The sequence below is a fragment of the Bradyrhizobium sp. 2S1 genome, assembly GCF_011516625.5.
In the GTDB taxonomy this organism is placed as follows: Bacteria; Pseudomonadota; Alphaproteobacteria; order Rhizobiales; family Xanthobacteraceae; genus Bradyrhizobium; species Bradyrhizobium septentrionale.
In genome coordinates this window covers 3,762,108-3,776,787 of record NZ_CP147717.1, presented here as the reverse complement: position 1 = coordinate 3,776,787, position 14,680 = coordinate 3,762,108, and the positions used below count along the sequence as shown (strand labels likewise).

At 64.6% G+C, this 14,680-nt stretch carries 11 protein-coding genes and 1 pseudogene; 6 read left to right on the top strand and 6 right to left on the bottom strand.

The features are described from left to right. Nucleotides 1-159 precede the first annotated feature (159 nt). From HAP54_RS17790 to HAP54_RS17780, 3 genes are all read left to right on the top strand, one after another. Nucleotides 160-1,194, top strand: coding sequence for an IS110 family transposase (locus tag HAP54_RS17790; RefSeq protein WP_166294930.1), 1,035 nt, complete (start codon nt 160-162; stop codon nt 1,192-1,194). A 466-nt stretch (nt 1,195-1,660) separates the two neighbouring features. After that, nucleotides 1,661-2,920, top strand: a complete 1,260-nt coding sequence (locus HAP54_RS17785) for an MFS transporter (RefSeq protein WP_224741887.1) — start codon at nt 1,661-1,663, stop codon at nt 2,918-2,920. Between the two features lie 371 nt (nt 2,921-3,291). Beyond that, nucleotides 3,292-4,509, top strand: a complete 1,218-nt coding sequence (locus HAP54_RS17780) for an EAL domain-containing response regulator (protein WP_166302213.1) — start codon at nt 3,292-3,294, stop codon at nt 4,507-4,509. A gap of 14 nt (nt 4,510-4,523) precedes the next feature. Here the strand turns inward: HAP54_RS17780 and HAP54_RS17775 are convergent, their stop codons facing one another. Both HAP54_RS17775 and HAP54_RS17770 read right to left on the bottom strand, forming a co-directional pair. Beyond that, the gene (locus HAP54_RS17775; protein WP_175619441.1) at nt 4,524-5,426 is read right to left on the bottom strand and encodes an HpcH/HpaI aldolase/citrate lyase family protein; all 903 of its coding nucleotides are present in this window, start codon (nt 5,424-5,426) and stop codon (nt 4,524-4,526) included. Nucleotides 5,427-5,445: 19 nt separating this feature from the next. Beyond that, a complete protein-coding gene (locus HAP54_RS17770) occupies nt 5,446-5,925 on the bottom strand; it encodes a hypothetical protein (protein WP_166302209.1) in 480 nt (159 codons plus the stop codon). A gap of 208 nt (nt 5,926-6,133) precedes the next feature. Here HAP54_RS17770 and HAP54_RS17765 point away from each other — a divergent pair, with 208 nt between their 5' ends. Beyond that, a complete protein-coding gene (locus tag HAP54_RS17765; protein WP_166302207.1) occupies nt 6,134-6,433 on the top strand; it encodes a hypothetical protein in 300 nt (99 codons plus the stop codon). 267 nt (nt 6,434-6,700) lie between these two features. On the opposite strand, the gene HAP54_RS17760 is transcribed toward HAP54_RS17765, so the two are convergent. The 3 genes from HAP54_RS17760 to HAP54_RS17750 form a co-directional block, all read right to left on the bottom strand. Then, nucleotides 6,701-8,044: an IS1380-like element ISBdi2 family transposase gene (locus HAP54_RS17760; RefSeq protein ID WP_166204320.1), complete on the bottom strand. Its 1,344-nt coding sequence runs from the start codon at nt 8,042-8,044 to the stop codon at nt 6,701-6,703. Between the two features lie 141 nt (nt 8,045-8,185). Continuing rightward, the gene (locus HAP54_RS17755) at nt 8,186-9,379 is read right to left on the bottom strand and encodes a hypothetical protein (RefSeq protein ID WP_166302205.1); all 1,194 of its coding nucleotides are present in this window, start codon (nt 9,377-9,379) and stop codon (nt 8,186-8,188) included. Between the two features lie 363 nt (nt 9,380-9,742). Continuing rightward, the gene (locus tag HAP54_RS17750) at nt 9,743-10,372 is read right to left on the bottom strand and encodes an NUDIX hydrolase (protein ID WP_166302203.1); all 630 of its coding nucleotides are present in this window, start codon (nt 10,370-10,372) and stop codon (nt 9,743-9,745) included. A 92-nt stretch (nt 10,373-10,464) separates the two neighbouring features. On the opposite strand from HAP54_RS17750, the gene HAP54_RS17745 reads away from it, so the two are divergent. Together HAP54_RS17745 and HAP54_RS17740 are read left to right on the top strand one after the other, a co-directional pair. Next, nucleotides 10,465-10,890 carry a PaaI family thioesterase gene (locus HAP54_RS17745; protein WP_029077682.1) on the top strand — a complete coding sequence of 142 codons (426 nt, stop codon included), beginning with the start codon at nt 10,465-10,467 and terminating at the stop codon, nt 10,888-10,890. A gap of 102 nt (nt 10,891-10,992) precedes the next feature. Then, a pseudogene (locus HAP54_RS17740) lies at nt 10,993-12,004 on the top strand (aldo/keto reductase). Between the two features lie 423 nt (nt 12,005-12,427). Here HAP54_RS17740 and katG read toward each other — a convergent pair. Next, the gene (gene katG, locus HAP54_RS17735; RefSeq protein ID WP_166302201.1) at nt 12,428-14,593 is read right to left on the bottom strand and encodes a catalase/peroxidase HPI; all 2,166 of its coding nucleotides are present in this window, start codon (nt 14,591-14,593) and stop codon (nt 12,428-12,430) included. Between the last annotated feature and the right edge of the window lie 87 nt (nt 14,594-14,680).

Below are 14,680 nucleotides of genomic sequence, written 5' to 3'. Positions count from 1 at the left end.
CCGTAGATGGGGTAACGGGCCGGCCGCCCGCTCGCTACGGCGCGATTTGGAAGCGCGCTCGCGAGCGGCCTGTTGGTTGGAAGGCGGTCGTCCCTCAAACTGATGGTGTCAATAAACGGAGTCGGGCAAGCCCGCTCCAAGCATCATTAAGGGACGACCATGTACCACTATGCAGGAATCGACGTGTCTTTGGAATGCTCGAGCGTCTGCCTTGTCGATGGGACAGGTAAGATTTTGCGCGAGGCGAGGGTTGCGAGTGAGCCGGAGGCCTTGATCACCTGGTTGCGGTCGCTGGGGTTGGTGCTGGAACGGATCGGGCTGGAGGCTGGTCCGCTGTCGCAATGGCTCTACGCAGCGATGCGGGATGCGGGCCTGGCAGTCGAACTGTTGGAGACGCGGCACGTCCGCGATGCCTTCAAGGCGATGCCGGTGAAGTCGGACCGCAACGATGCCCGCGGGATCGCGCAACTGATGCGGCTGGGCTGGTTCCGGCCGGTGCACTGCAAGTCGATCGAAGCGCAAGAGACGCGGGCGGTTCTGACGGCACGCAAGCTGCTGCAGTCCAAGCTGCGCGACATCGAGAACAGCCTGCGCGGCGTGCTCCGCGGCTTCGGTCTGAAGGTCGGCACGACCACCGAGCGCACGTTCGCCGAACGCATCCGGGAGCTCGTAGCGGGCCATCCCGGACTTGAGATCGTGGCACAGGCGCTGCTCGAAGCCCACGCCGTGCTGCGGCGCGAGTTCAATGGCCTGGATAAGCACACCCAAAAGCTCGCCAGGTCGCACCCTCAAGCCCGCCTCCTGATGACGACACCGTCCGTCGGCCCGATCGTGGCGCTTACCTACGCCTCGGCGGTCGACGACCCGAAGCGCTTCCGGTCCTCGAAGGCGACGGGAGCGCATTTTGGCCTCACCCCGAAGAAGTACCAATCGGGCGAAACCGACTATACCGGCCGCATCAGCAAGATCGGCGATGCCTCCGTGCGCGAGGCGCTCTATCAAGCGGCTCACGTCATGCTGACCAAGCCGGTCAGGAACTGCTCGGCGCTGAAAGGCTGGGCGATGCGGATCGCCCGGCGCGCAGGCCTGCGCAAGGCCAAGGTGGCGCTCGCACGCAAGCTCGCCGTCGTTCTGCATCGCATGCTCGCCGACGCCAAACCGTTCAACCCGATGGCCAAGGCCTCGGCAACCTAAGCAAGGAGCAGCAATCGGTTCTGGGCGGGCCACGACACCAGGCTCTCCCTGAGCGAGGTCCCTGCGCCGGGACGATGGATCCGGTCAGGCCGCCATCCGGGAAGTGGCTCACAACCACGCTTCCGTAGATTGGCCGGCCGGCTCCTCAATGCACCCCATCAGGCGACGGCCTTCGCGCCGATCCCGTACAGAAGCAAGTGCCCGGCGAGTGGATCACGCAAAAAGGGATTGACTTACAAAGGCCCGTTACAGAAGCCCGGATGAAGCGCCAGCGAAATCCGGGGGCCGGCCTCCCCGGATTACGCTGAGCCCTATTCTCCCCTTAGGCTCAGCCGGAAATTGGCCGCACACCCCCACTGGGTCAACCCATCCAAACAGGGATCCCGTATGGCAGCACCGCTCGCCACGACGGGAACTCTGCGCATGCGAGCGGGTTGAGATGCGCAATCCCGCGGCGAGGTATGACTTGCAGCCGTCCCGGACGACCGCCACGCGAGCGCTTGATGCGTTGAACTTCTTCCTCGCCGACGTGCGGGACGGGCTCGGCCCTTATCTGGCGATCTACCTGCTGACCGAACGGAAATGGGACGAGGCCTCGATCGGGTCAGTGATGTCGATCGCGGCGATTGCCGGGATCGTCGCCCAGACCCCGGCCGGTGCCCTGATCGACCGCAGCCGCGCCAAGCGCGCCCTGATGATCGCGGCTGCGATTGCCGTGACCGCCGCGTGCCTGCTGCTGCCGCTGCTCGACCGGTTCGAATTGGTCGCCGCGACCCAGGCGCTCGCGGCCGCCGCCGGTTCGGTGTTCGCGCCGGCGATCGCCGCGGTGACGCTCGGCATTGTCGGACCCAAGGCATTCGCGGCGCGGACCGGGCGCAACGAGGCGTTCAATCACGCCGGCAACGCGGTGGCCGCGGCGATCGCCGGCGGCACCGCCTACTGGTTCGGACCGATCGTCGTGTTCTGGCTGCTGGCGGCGATGGCGCTCGCTAGCATCGCCGCAACGCTGTCGATCCCGGCCGCCGCCATCGACCACCAGGTCGCGCGCGGGCTCGACGATGTCGCGGAGCAGCATGGCATGGCGCAGGACCAGCCATCCGGCTTTCGCGTGCTGCTGACCTGCAAGCCGCTTTTGATCTTCGCGGTCTCCACCGTGATCTTTCACTTTGCCAACGCGGCGATGCTACCGCTGGTCGGCCAGAAGCTCGCATTGGTCAACCGCAACCTCGGGACCTCGCTGATGTCGGTCTGCATCATCGCGGCGCAGATGGTGATGGTCCCGGTTGCGATGCTGGTCGGACGCAAGGCTGATGTCTGGGGCCGCAAGCCGATCTTCGCTGCGGCGCTCGCGGTGCTGGCTGTTCGCGGCGCGCTCTATCCGTTGTCGGACAACCCATACTGGCTGGTCTCGGTGCAATTGCTCGACGGCGTCGGCGCCGGCATCTTCGGCGCGCTGTTCCCGCTCGTGGTTGCCGATCTCACACACGGTACCGGGCATTTCAACATCAGTCAGGGCGCGATCGCCACCGCAACCGGCCTCGGCGGCGCGCTGAGCACGGCGGTCGCCGGATTCATCATCGTCCACGCCGGTTACAGCGCCGCATTCCTGTTCCTTGCAGCCGTCGCTTGTGCCGGGCTGATCGGCTACTGCGCGTTGATGCCGGAGACATTGCGCACCGCAACGACGACGTCACGCACGACTGCATTGGCACCGCAGAACGGATGATCCGATTCACGGTCGGCGCTCGGCAGCGAATCAACGCATCGTGCCGCGTGACGCGATCTGATGTCCAACAATGACGCAGATTCATATCTGCATCGAAGCGACACCACAGTCCTTAACGCCGTCTCTCGATGAAACACGCGCGCAATGTTTCTGCCGACGTCAAAAGCCGGCGCGATCGCGCTCATGAACGTCAGATGACGCATTTGTTGCGCGCGCGACAGCGGTGAAACGCGCCGATTCCCGCGTCATTTGATTCGAATTGAATCCTTTAAGGTTAGCGGCGCAATCAATGTATGAGCCAGAAATTTCCATGATTGCCGCCGCTCTTGGATGTACGAGTCAGGCCGGGGTAATTACGGATAAGGCGGGGCATGAACCACATCAGTCACATCGGACACGCGCGAGCCGGATGGTTCGGACATCGCAAGCTGACCCCACGCGCATGCATTGCGGACAGCAAAAAACACCTTCGGACCTTCCTCGCGGAGGCGCTGGAAGACCTCGGCTTCATCACCAGTGAATGCAGCCAGGCTTTGGAACTCGAAACCGTCCTGGACGCGGAACGGCCCGATCTTCTGGTGCTCGGCGTGTCCGTTGACGGCATCGAAGTCAGTAAAATTCTCGAGACTTTGGTGAGAAAGGACTACGGCGGCAAGGTCCTCGTCATCGGCCAGCCGGACTCGATCATCGTCAAGGCGGTCCGGCAGATCGGCGATGAATACGGCATCGTCATGCTGCCGGCACTGTCGACGCCGTTCAGCGCGGGAACCCTGCGTGACAGTCTTGCGTCGCTGCTGCCGCTCGAACCCGCGCCGAGCCCGGCGGTGGATGTGCCCGAAGCGCTGAAGGCCGGCTGGCTCGAGCTGTGGTATCAGCAGAAAATTCATCTCCGCACGCTGGTTCCGAGCGGCGCCGAAGCGCTGATCCGGATGCGCCATCCCGCCTGGGGCGTGGTGCCGCCGGCCTACTTCATCCCCGATGAGAGCGATCCGCATTTTCATGCGCTGTCCGAATTCGTGATCGCGCGCGCGATCGAGGACTGGCGCTATCTCCTCGAGCAGATCGGGCCGGTCGATCTCTCGATCAACCTGCCGATCTCGTTTCTCGCCGACGACGATGCGGTACGCGAGCTCTGTTACCGCATGCCGGATCATGCGGCCTTCGCCGGCCTGCTGATCGAGATCGACAGCACCGAGGTGGTCGACAATCTCGACCTTGCGATCGATGTCGCGAGGCGCGTACGGTTGCACAATATCGGCATCTCGATCGACAATGTCGGCGCCAACTGGCCGTCCTTGCTTGGACTGCCGAACTTCCCGTTCGTCCAGCTCAAGGTCGACCATCAATTCGTCACCGGCTGCGCGGACCAGCGCCTGAAGCAGACGGTGTGCCGGCGGGTCATTGAGCTCGCGCATGACAGCGGCGCGCAGGTCGTAGCCCAAGGCGTCGAGACGCGCGCGGATTTCCTCGCCGCGCATGAGATGGATTTCGATCAGGTCCAGGGTTACCTGTTCGGCAAGCCGATGGGCGTCAAGAAGTTCGCGCGCTCACGCATGCACTTCTCGGAGAAAGAGCCGGTCGTATCCTGAGGCGCGGCCTCTGGTCAGGCTTGAGCATTGCGATCGATCGCGCGCAGCGCCTCGCCGCGCGCGATCAGGCGCTTTGCGTTCGAATAGGTCGGGACCTCGAGCAGCGAGCCGTCGAGCTCGACGCGTCCAAGGCCCTGTGTCCGCGCCGCCTCGAACGCCGCGACGATCCTGCCTGCATGGCGCAGCTCGTCCTCGCTCGGCGTGAGGACGCCGTTGACGATTGTCGCATGTGCGGGATCGACCAGGCTCTTGGCGGTGTAGCCCAGCCGTCGCGCCCAGGCCGTGTCGCGCGCGACGCCTTCAGCGTCGCTCCAGGTGTAGGGACAATCGACCGCGACGACGCCAGCCGCGCGACATTCGACGATGAAGCGCTGCCGCGCATAGGCGAGCTCCAGGCCATCGCTGCCGCGCTCGGCACCAAGATCGGCGGCGAGATCTTCGGAGGCCATCAGGCAACCAATGATGCGGCGACTCCCCGCCGCAATCGCGCCCGTCTGCACCAGACCGCGCGCGAACTCGATATTCGGCAACAGGGACGTCGATCCCTCGGCGATGCCATAGTCGCGCTCGAACCGCGTCACCGCCTCGTCAAGCCTGACGACATGGTGCGGCTCGGCGACCTTCGGCAATGCAACGATATCCGGACGTCCCTGCATCACCGCGGCAAGATCATCCATGCCGTCCTGGTCCAGCGGATTGACGCGGACCGCGACGACGACGCCCTGGTCGCGCCAGGTCGCATAGAGCTCGGCCGAAAGCCGCCGCGCCTTCGGGCGCAGCGGCGGCGGGGTGAAGTCCTCGAGCTCGTGAATCAGCACGTCGGCGCCGCTGGCGGCCGCGTGCTGCAGAACCGCCTCATTGGCGCCTTCGAGAAACAGCCAGGAGCGGCAGAGCGGGGCTGGGCGCAGCTTGCGCATCACGCTATCAGCACAGCCGTCATTGGAACGTCATGTCGAGGCATTTCGAGATGTCGGACCCGAGGCCGGACGAGATGGTGATGCAGCCGCGGATCTTCTGGGTGTTGCCGTCGCTCGCCCAGATCGCGTAGCCGCCCGTACCGAAGAACGAATTGGTGTTCGGCGGCTCGGTCTCGGTGGCGTCGAAGGTGTAGTTGCCGTCGGTCTCGAAGATGCGCGGCTTCTTGGTGCAGCCGCCATCGGCCTGGACGTTGATGACCTCCTTGTTGTCCCGCGTCAGCGCCAGCGAAACCTGGCAGCGGAAGTATTCCGAGGTCTTGGCGTTGAACAGATAGGCGTAGGACTTGCAGGTCGCGGTGTTGAGCTTGCCGGCGGACAGGCCGCGGCTGCAGGAGATGCGCTGGTTGTTGGAGAGCTTGAATTCGTCGGCCTGCGCGGCTGACGCCAGCGTCATGAACGACAGCGCGACACCGATACCGATCTTCATGACGTGGTTCATCCTGATCCATCCCCAAGGTCGTGTTTCTGGCAATCGAGGCGTTTGTAAACGGTAACGCGAAGATAGTCGTCAAGCTCGATGCGGGAAATCACAAAGTCGCTGACAGACGTAAGCGGTCGCGCCGATTGTCGTATTGACGCACGAATGGCGTTCGTGATTTGTTCAGAACCGTGGGGACGACGCCGTTTTTCTCGGCCGGAGGTGGATCATGACGCATTTTTTGACCAAGACCTTTGTTGCGACTGCGGCGTTTGCCGCGCTGACGACCTGCGCCTTCGCGCAGGAGGCTGCGCCCTGGGAGCTGAAGCCGGACATGGGCTACGCCTATGACAAGGAGGGCAAGACCTGGGCCTACAAGATGGGCACCAGCAATGCCGGCACGCTGCTGAAGGGCGCCAAGAAGGTGCCGAGGGGGACGCTGTTCTTCATCGGCCACAACGGCCAGCTCTACATGCGCTCCGGGCCCTATCTCGAGGGCGACGGCAAGTTCATGTTCGGCTCGAACTAGAGCGTTTTCGAGCGAAGTGGACACCGGTTCGCGTGAAGAAAACGCGTCAAAACAAGAGTCTAGAGCTTCGGTTCTGATTGAATTAGAACCGAAGCTCTAGCCCGTCCTATTCGTGAGAGTGCGTTTTTTAGTCCGATTGATGTGGCCGCACATCTGCTCTGACGAGGCGCGCGGGATTGCCTTCGGCTTTTCACCGCCTGACCGACCCGTACTTTGCAACGCGCTTGAGGTGTAGGTTGGGCGAACGGGGGGCGGACGCCCCGCCGGTCAAGGACCGAGAGGCAGCAGCGCGCCTGGCAAGCCGCGGATCAGGTCGGCTTCGGGACATGCCGCGGCAAACGCAAGGCGAATGCGGCTCGTGGTCTCGACGACACGGGCAGCGAGTTTCAAGAGACGAAGACGCAGCGTCGCGAACTCGGCTGTGGCCAATTCCCGGGCTTTGGGAATCGCGTCGCGCACGGTCAGCATCAGCCAATAAGCGGCGGTGTGGAGAACGAGGCGGACTTGATTGGCGAGCGCCGAACGGCAGCTGGTGCGATCGGAGGCGAGCTGTGTCTTATGCAGCTTGATCAGATTCTCGGCTTGGCCGCGCGCGCAATACAGGCTGTCGTAGATCCACTCGGCCGAGCCGACATCGAGGCTGGTGACGACGAAACGGATGTCGAGGCCGAGCATCGTCGCCTCAATACGGGCGACGGTACGCCGTTCGCGATCCCAGGACTTGGCCTTGTGGCGCGTCTCGGTATAGCCACGCAGAACCGGCAGGTTCTCGATGGCGCGTCGCGTGCGGATGTCGTCGGCGGCCTCGTCGAGTTTTCTGGCGAGCGGCTTGGTGCCGGACAGACCGAAGATGTAGTCGATGCCGTTGGTCTCGCACCACGCCATGGCCTCCGGCCGGGCATAGTGCCCGTCGCCACGGAACGTGATTCGCGTGTTGTGCCACCGCGTCCGGATATGCCGTATCAGGCGGCGCAGATGGGCACGCACCTCGACGCCGCCCGGCGTCTTGCCGGGCCGCAGCACGACCGCCACGGGCCGGCTCTTCTCCGTGTCGTAGACGTGGATCGGCAGGAAGCAGCGTTCGTCATAATGAGCGTTGAACAGCGAGAGCTGCTGATGGCCGTGGACGACATCGCAGGTATCATCGATGTCGAGCGTGACGGATGCCGGCTCGCGCGGGTAGCTATCCATCCATGCGTCGACCAAAGTGTAGGTCAGTCGGATCACGTCGCGCAGGCGCGGAGCATTCTCCAGCCGCGACAGCGTCGGTTGGGAACACAGATCGCGACCCGTGTCCGGCAGCCGTCCGCAGGCCAGCTTGAATGCGGGATCGGACCGCAGATGATCGAGGTCGTCGGCGTCCTCGTAGCCGCAGCAGATCGCGAACATGCGCGCGCGGAACATATCGACAAGGCTGTGCACGACCCGCGTCGGATCGCGCCGATCCGGGAACACCCGGGCCAAATTGTCGGCCAAGCCGAGACGCCGCTCGGCCATCGCCAGAAGCATCACGCCCCCGTTCGAGGTCAGCCGACCGCCATCGAAGGCAGCTGTGACTTTCTTGGCGTGAACGGCTGGAAACGAGAAGGGCAGAATCGTATCATCGGTCATGGCGGGCCTGGCGTTCGCGGTTGAGGTGATGGGGTTGGCTTTGCAACCGAATCCTACGCCGCATCAGCGCTTTACACCACGCTCGCCAGCCTCTCAGGCGCACTCTGACGAATAAGACGGGCTAGCGTTTTTCGGCAGACGTCAGAACGCCGCGGCCAATTCCCGGGCGCCAGGCTTGTTGCTGTTGAAGTCCATCCGCTCGTTGGTGACGGCGAGCAGCCGGGCCACGGTGTTGTGGCGGATCGCGACCGGGTTGCGCTCGTAGCCCGAGCGCTGGAAGAAGTTCGAGGTCGGCACCTGCTCGCGCATCGCCTGAGGCATGGTCACCATGTCGAGCCCGGTGCCGTCGCCGGTCAGGTTCATCATCTCGAGCTCGGCTGCGGTCAGCGGCCTTGTGTAGCCCTTGTTGCGGGCGAAGATCACCGAGGTCAGCAGCTTGTGGGTCTGCAGCATCGGGCCGACATCGATGTCGAGCACCATGGCGTGACAGGCCCAGCCCTGCGCGGTGTCGGCGAGCCGTTGATGTGCCGACCAGTCGTCCGGCACGGTGCGACTGAACGCGACCATCTTCTTCAGCACCGCGAGCTTGTGCTCCATGGCCTTGCGCGCCGGCCCCTGCGTCGCCGCCACCCGCTCGGAGAGGTCCCGCACGAATTCATGCCCCTGCTCGGCCAATAGCTCTATGGTATTGGTGGTGAGCAGCTGGTTGTAGCCCATCGCGGTGGAAATGGCGCGCTTGCCGCCATGCTCGATGCCCGCCTGCACGTCGTAATTGCCGGTGCCGCCGGTCTCGAACGAATAGACCCGCACCGCCTGCTCCGGCGTCAGCCCCGCCGCGCGTGCGTAGCGGGCATAGGCGCGCTTGAACTCGAGCTCTTTGGCCGGCCGCTGCGGCGTAAACTGGAATTGCTCGGCCGCCGCCCTGAGCAAATCCGAGACCACCGGTATGGTTTTGGGCGGACGCTTGCCGCCCTCCTCCTCTTCCGGAGCCGGGTTGACCGGCCGCTTCGGGCCCTCATAGACCGGCGGCTGCTGCAGCACGTAATCGTCCAGCGCGATCTGCGCGCGGTCGCGGCGCTTGGCATTGCGGCCGCGCCGCTTGTCGGCGATCGCATTCCAATAGGCGGTCGCGTCCTGCTCGAAGGCGGCGCGCGCCTCTTGGTATTCCTGCAGCTTGCGGCGATATTCCATGATCGCCTGCGGCGAGGCCTGCGCCATCGCATTGGCGACGGAAGGCGGCAACGCAGCGGCCTCGCCGGCCAACACAGACGGCGCGCTAGCGACCAGCGCGAGCGCGACAAATCCTGACGAGAGGCGAATCAATTGCGAGCGCATCGCCTCCTTGTAGCAAGCGCGGCCGTGAAGTCAGCCCGGAATTGTCCGGATCGAAGGCGGCGGGATGCCGCGACCAAATCCAGAATTTTCGCCATAATGCGGTGTTCTCCGAGGAAAGCAGTGGAGATCGCGATGAGGAAGGCACTCTGGCTCGCCGCCGCAGGCGCGCTGACGCTGATGGCGCCGGCGCGCGCCGAACGTCCGGATTGCGGATCGTTTCCGGATACCCGTTCACGTCTCACCTGTTACGAGAATGTGTCGCGGGCACCCAATCCGGAACCCGCGGTCGCGGCGCATCCTGCCGCACCACCGAAAGTAACGAAGCCGCGCCGCCACAAGCGGCACCACAGTAGCTTCCTCCACTCACTTCCATGCGAACACCGGCTGCTCGAGATCGGCGACGCGGGTGTTGCGGCCGGCCAGCACCTCGCGGAATTGATAGATCAGCGCGGCGGTCGGCGCATGGATGTGCTGGCCGCCGAGACGGAAGCGGATCACGCGCCGCGAACTCTCCGGGATCGTGACGAAGCTGAAGGCGTCCTCTAGCTCGATCGCATCGAGGCCGATGCGGTGGACGGATGCGACCTCATCCGGGTTCGGCACGATCGCCGCGTTGGCGCCGGCCCAGACCACGACCGGCGTGACCAGATAGCCGGACCGGGTCGGATAGTCGTCCAGCATGCCGAGCACGTCGCGGTCGGACAGCGCCATGCCAAGCTCCTCGTGCAATTCGCGCAGCGCGGCTTCAGCCTGGGTCTCGCCGGCATCGCAGCGCCCGCCCGGCAGCGCCCATTGCGCGCTGTGGGCGCGCAGGCGCGCGCTACGGCGGGTCAAGAGGAAGGCCGTGCCGTTGCCGTCATCGCTCTCGGTCAGCGCGATCGCCACCGCCGCGCGCTTCAGCGTCGGTGCGGCATCGGCCGGCGCGAGACGCGCGAACGCCGAGCAGAGCTCTGCGATATTCCGCCGGGTGGACTCGTCAAATGTGCGGGCCATTGATCTTGACTACAACACAACAGCGTTTGATGAAATGACCTGAACGGCATCCTCCTGCGATCAATCATTTGCAAGCAACGGATCCTCACCTCATGACGGCCAAGGTCGCGGACAAGCTCAAATCCGACGGCTGGAAGGTCGCCGACACCACGGGCTTCCTGACGCTGATCGGCCCGTTGTGGGAACGGCTGAAGGACGGCGCGCTCGAGCTCGCATTGATCACCGAGGACAAGCACCACAACCGCCGCGGCCTGGTGCAGGGCGGCGTCATCATGACCTTCGCCGACCGCGCCTGCGGCATGGCCGCGCGTTTCGTCTCGGGCAAGCCGACGCTTGCGACGGTGCAGCTCGACACCCATTTCGTCGAGGCCGGCAAGATCGGCGAGATCCTGACGACGCGCCCGCGCGTGGTGCGCTCGACCCGCAGCCTGATCTTCATCACGGCCGAGGTGACGGTCGACAAGCGCTGCATCGCGATGGCCAACGGCGTGTTCAAGATTCTGAAGAACGAGAGCTGACCATCGTCGTTCCGGGGCGATGCGCAGCATCGAACCCGGAACCTCGAGATTCCGGGTCCGGTCCTTCGGACCATCCCGGAATGACATCAGGAGGAACGATCGATGCAATATCGCCAGCTTGGCCGCAGCGGCCTGAAGGTTTCGCCGATCTGCCTGGGCACCATGATGTTCGGCGGGCCGACCGATGAGGCGACCTCGTCGCGGATCGTGGCGAAGGCGCGCGAGGCCGGCATCAACTTCATCGACAGCGCCGACGCCTATAATGGCGGCAAATCCGAGGAGGTCGTCGGACGCGCGATCTCGAACAGAAGGTCGAACTGGGTGCTGGCGACCAAACTCGCCAATCCGATCGGTGACGACCCCAACCATGGCGGACTGTCGCGGCGCTGGGTGCTCCAGGCCGCCGACGAGAGTCTGAAGCGGCTCGGCACCGACTACATCGACGTCTACTACCTGCACAAGGAAGACCACACCACGCCGCTCGACGAGACGGTGCGCGCGATCGGCGACCTGATCCGCGCCGGCAAGGTGCGCTATTTCGGCGTCTCCAACTACCGCGCCTGGCGCGTCGCCGAGATCTGCAACATCTGCGACCGGCTCGGCATCGACCGCCCGGTCGCAAGCCAGCCCTATTACAACGCGATGAACCGGATGCCGGAGGTCGAGCACTTTCCGGCCTGCGCCTATTACGGCCTCGGCATCGTGCCCTACAGCCCGCTGGCGCGCGGCGTCTTGACCGGCAAATACGCGCCCGATGCGGCGCCGCCCGCGGACACGCGCGCGGGGCGCAACGACAAGCGCATGATGCAGACCGAGTGGCGGCCGGAATCGCTGCAGCTCGCGCAGCAGATCAAGCACCACGCCGAGAGCCGCGGCATCACCGCCGGGCAGTTCGCAGTGTCCTGGGTGCTGAACTCCTCGTTCGTCAGCGCCGTCATCGCCGGCCCGCGCACCGAAGCGCAATGGGACGATTACATCCGCGCGCTTCGATTATCGCTTCACCGCCGCGGACGAGGCGCTGATCGATCGCCTCGTCGTCACCGGCCATCCCTCGACGCCCGGGTTCAACGATCCCGCCTATCCGATCGAAGGACGCCGGGCGCGGACCGAATAGCATCGCGGCGTCGGCGTTTGTCTCGGCGGCGCCGAAGTTACGTTTCGCACCTTCCGAATTGCGCAATGTCCGCGGCGGCTGCAGCATCAGGGCATGACAATGCTGATACTGGTGCTGCAATGATTGCATCCAATGTACTGGACTGGACTGGATCGTAGCGCTGCTGGTCTGCTGGGCAAGCCTGACCGCGATCTTCGAGCCCTCGCGCGGGGCCTCACAGTGCGACGTCCCCTATGCGACGAGCAGCGGACCGCAGGTCCCGCTCGCGGCTCCGACCCAGGCGGAGATCGCAGCGATGATTCGCGACATGAAGCTGCACGACTGAGCGGGATAGCCAAACCGCGAAACCCTTCGTTTTCGTCCCTGAAATGAAACAGGGCGGCGCCGAAGCGCCGCCCTGCCTATGTTGTCGTTGCTGGCCGCTTACTTCACGAGCTCGAAGCGATCGGCGTTCATCACCTTGGTCCAGGCCGCGACGAAGTCCTTCACGAACTGCTCCTTGGCATCCGACGAGCCGTAGACCTCGGCGAACGCGCGCAGCTGCGAGTGCGAGCCGAAGATCAGGTCGGCGCGGGTGCCGGTCCACTTCACCGCCTTGGTCTTGCGGTCGCGGCCCTCATAGACGCCCTCGCCGGCATCGCTCCACACCGTGCCCATGTCGAGCAGGTTGAGGAAGAAGTCGTTGGTCAGCGTCCCCGGCTTGCCGGTGAAGACGCCGTGCTTCGACTTCTTGGCGTTGGCGCCGAGCACGCGCAGGCCGCCGATCAGAACCGTCAATTCCGGTCCGGTCAGCCGCAAGAGGTGTGCACGATCGACCAACGCCTCCTCGGGCAGCATGAACTGACGCTTGCCGCTGATATAGTTGCGGAAGCCGTCAGCCCGCGGCTCGAGCGGAGCGAACGATTCGACGTCGGTCTGATCCTGCGACGCGTCGGTGCGGCCGGGCGTGAAGGGGACCTTCACATTGGTGCCGCCGTCCTTCGCCGCCTTCTCGATCGCAGCGGCGCCGCCGAGCACGATCAGATCGGCCAGCGAGACCTTCTTGCCGAACTCCTTCTGGATGGCTTCGAGCTTGGACAGCACAGTCTTGAGCTGCGCCGGCTCGTTGACATCCCAGTCCTTCTGCGGGGCGAGACGGATGCGCGCGCCGTTGGCACCGCCGCGCTTGTCGGAGCCGCGGAACGTGGAGGCGGAGGCCCAGGCGGTCGACACCAGTTCGGACACCGACAGACCCGAGGCTGTTATCTTCGCCTTGAGCGCCTCGATATCCTTGTCGTCGATCACGGCATGATCGAGCGCCGGAACCGGATCCTGCCAGATCAGCGTTTCCTTCGGCACCAGCGGGCCGAGGTAGCGCACGATCGGACCCATGTCGCGGTGGGTGAGCTTGAACCAGGCGCGGGCAAAGGCGTCCGCGAACTGATCCGGATGCTCATAGAACCGGCGCGAGATCTTCTCATAGGCCGGATCGTAGCGCAGCGAGAGGTCGGTGGTCAGCATCGTCGGGACATGCTTCTTCGACGGGTCGAACGCGTCCGGAATGACGGCGTCCGCGCCCTTTGCCTTCCACTGCTTCGCACCCGCCGGACTCTTCGTCAGCTCCCATTCGTACTTGAACAGGTTTTCGAAGAAGTGGTTGCTCCACTTGGTCGGGGTCTGGGTCCAGGTGACCTCGGGGCCGCCGGTGATCGCGTCAGCGCCGACGCCGGTGCCGAACTTGCTCTTCCAGCCGAGGCCTTGCTCCTCGAGCGCGCCACCTTCCGGTTCCGGACCGATCAACGACGGATCGCCCGCACCGTGGGTCTTGCCGAAGGTGTGGCCGCCGGCGATCAGCGCAACCGTCTCCTCGTCGTTCATCGCCATGCGGAAGAACGTCTCGCGGATGTCCTTGGCCGCGGCAACCGGGTCCGGATTGCCGTTCGGGCCTTCCGGGTTGACGTAGATCAGGCCCATCTGCACCGCGCCAAGCGGCTCGGAGAGCTGGCGCTCGCCGCTATAACGCTCATCGCCGAGCCAGGTGCCTTCCGGACCCCAGTACAGTTCCTCGGGCTCCCACACGTCGGCGCGGCCGCCGGCGAAGCCGAAGGTCTTGAAGCCCATCGATTCCAGCGCGACGTTGCCGGCGAGGACCATCAAATCGGCCCACGAGATCTTGCGGCCGTATTTCTGCTTGATCGGCCAGAGCAGCCGGCGCGCCTTGTCGAGGTTGGCGTTGTCGGGCCAGCTGTTGAGCGGAGCGAACCGCTGCTGACCGGCGCCGGCGCCGCCGCGGCCGTCGGTGATGCGGTAGGTGCCCGCCGAGTGCCAGGCCATGCGGATCATCAGGCCGCCGTAGTGACCGAAGTCAGCCGGCCACCATTCCTGCGACGTCGTCATCAGGGCCGTGAGGTCCTTGATCACGGCGTTGAGATCGAGGGTCTTGAATTCCTTGGCGTAGTCGAAGCCCTTGCCCATCGGGTCGGACAGGCTGGAGTTCTGATGCAGCACCTGAACGTCGAGCGTCTCCGGCCACCAGTCACGATTCGAGTGCCCGCGGGGCCCGCCCGTGAATGGGCATTTGCCCGCGCCTTCGTCGGTTTTTGCGTCCATGTTTCTTCTCCGAGGTGATGGATTCTGGAATGGGCTGGAGCTCTTCCAAGAACAATTCTACGCGCCCCAATCCATCAGGTGAAATTG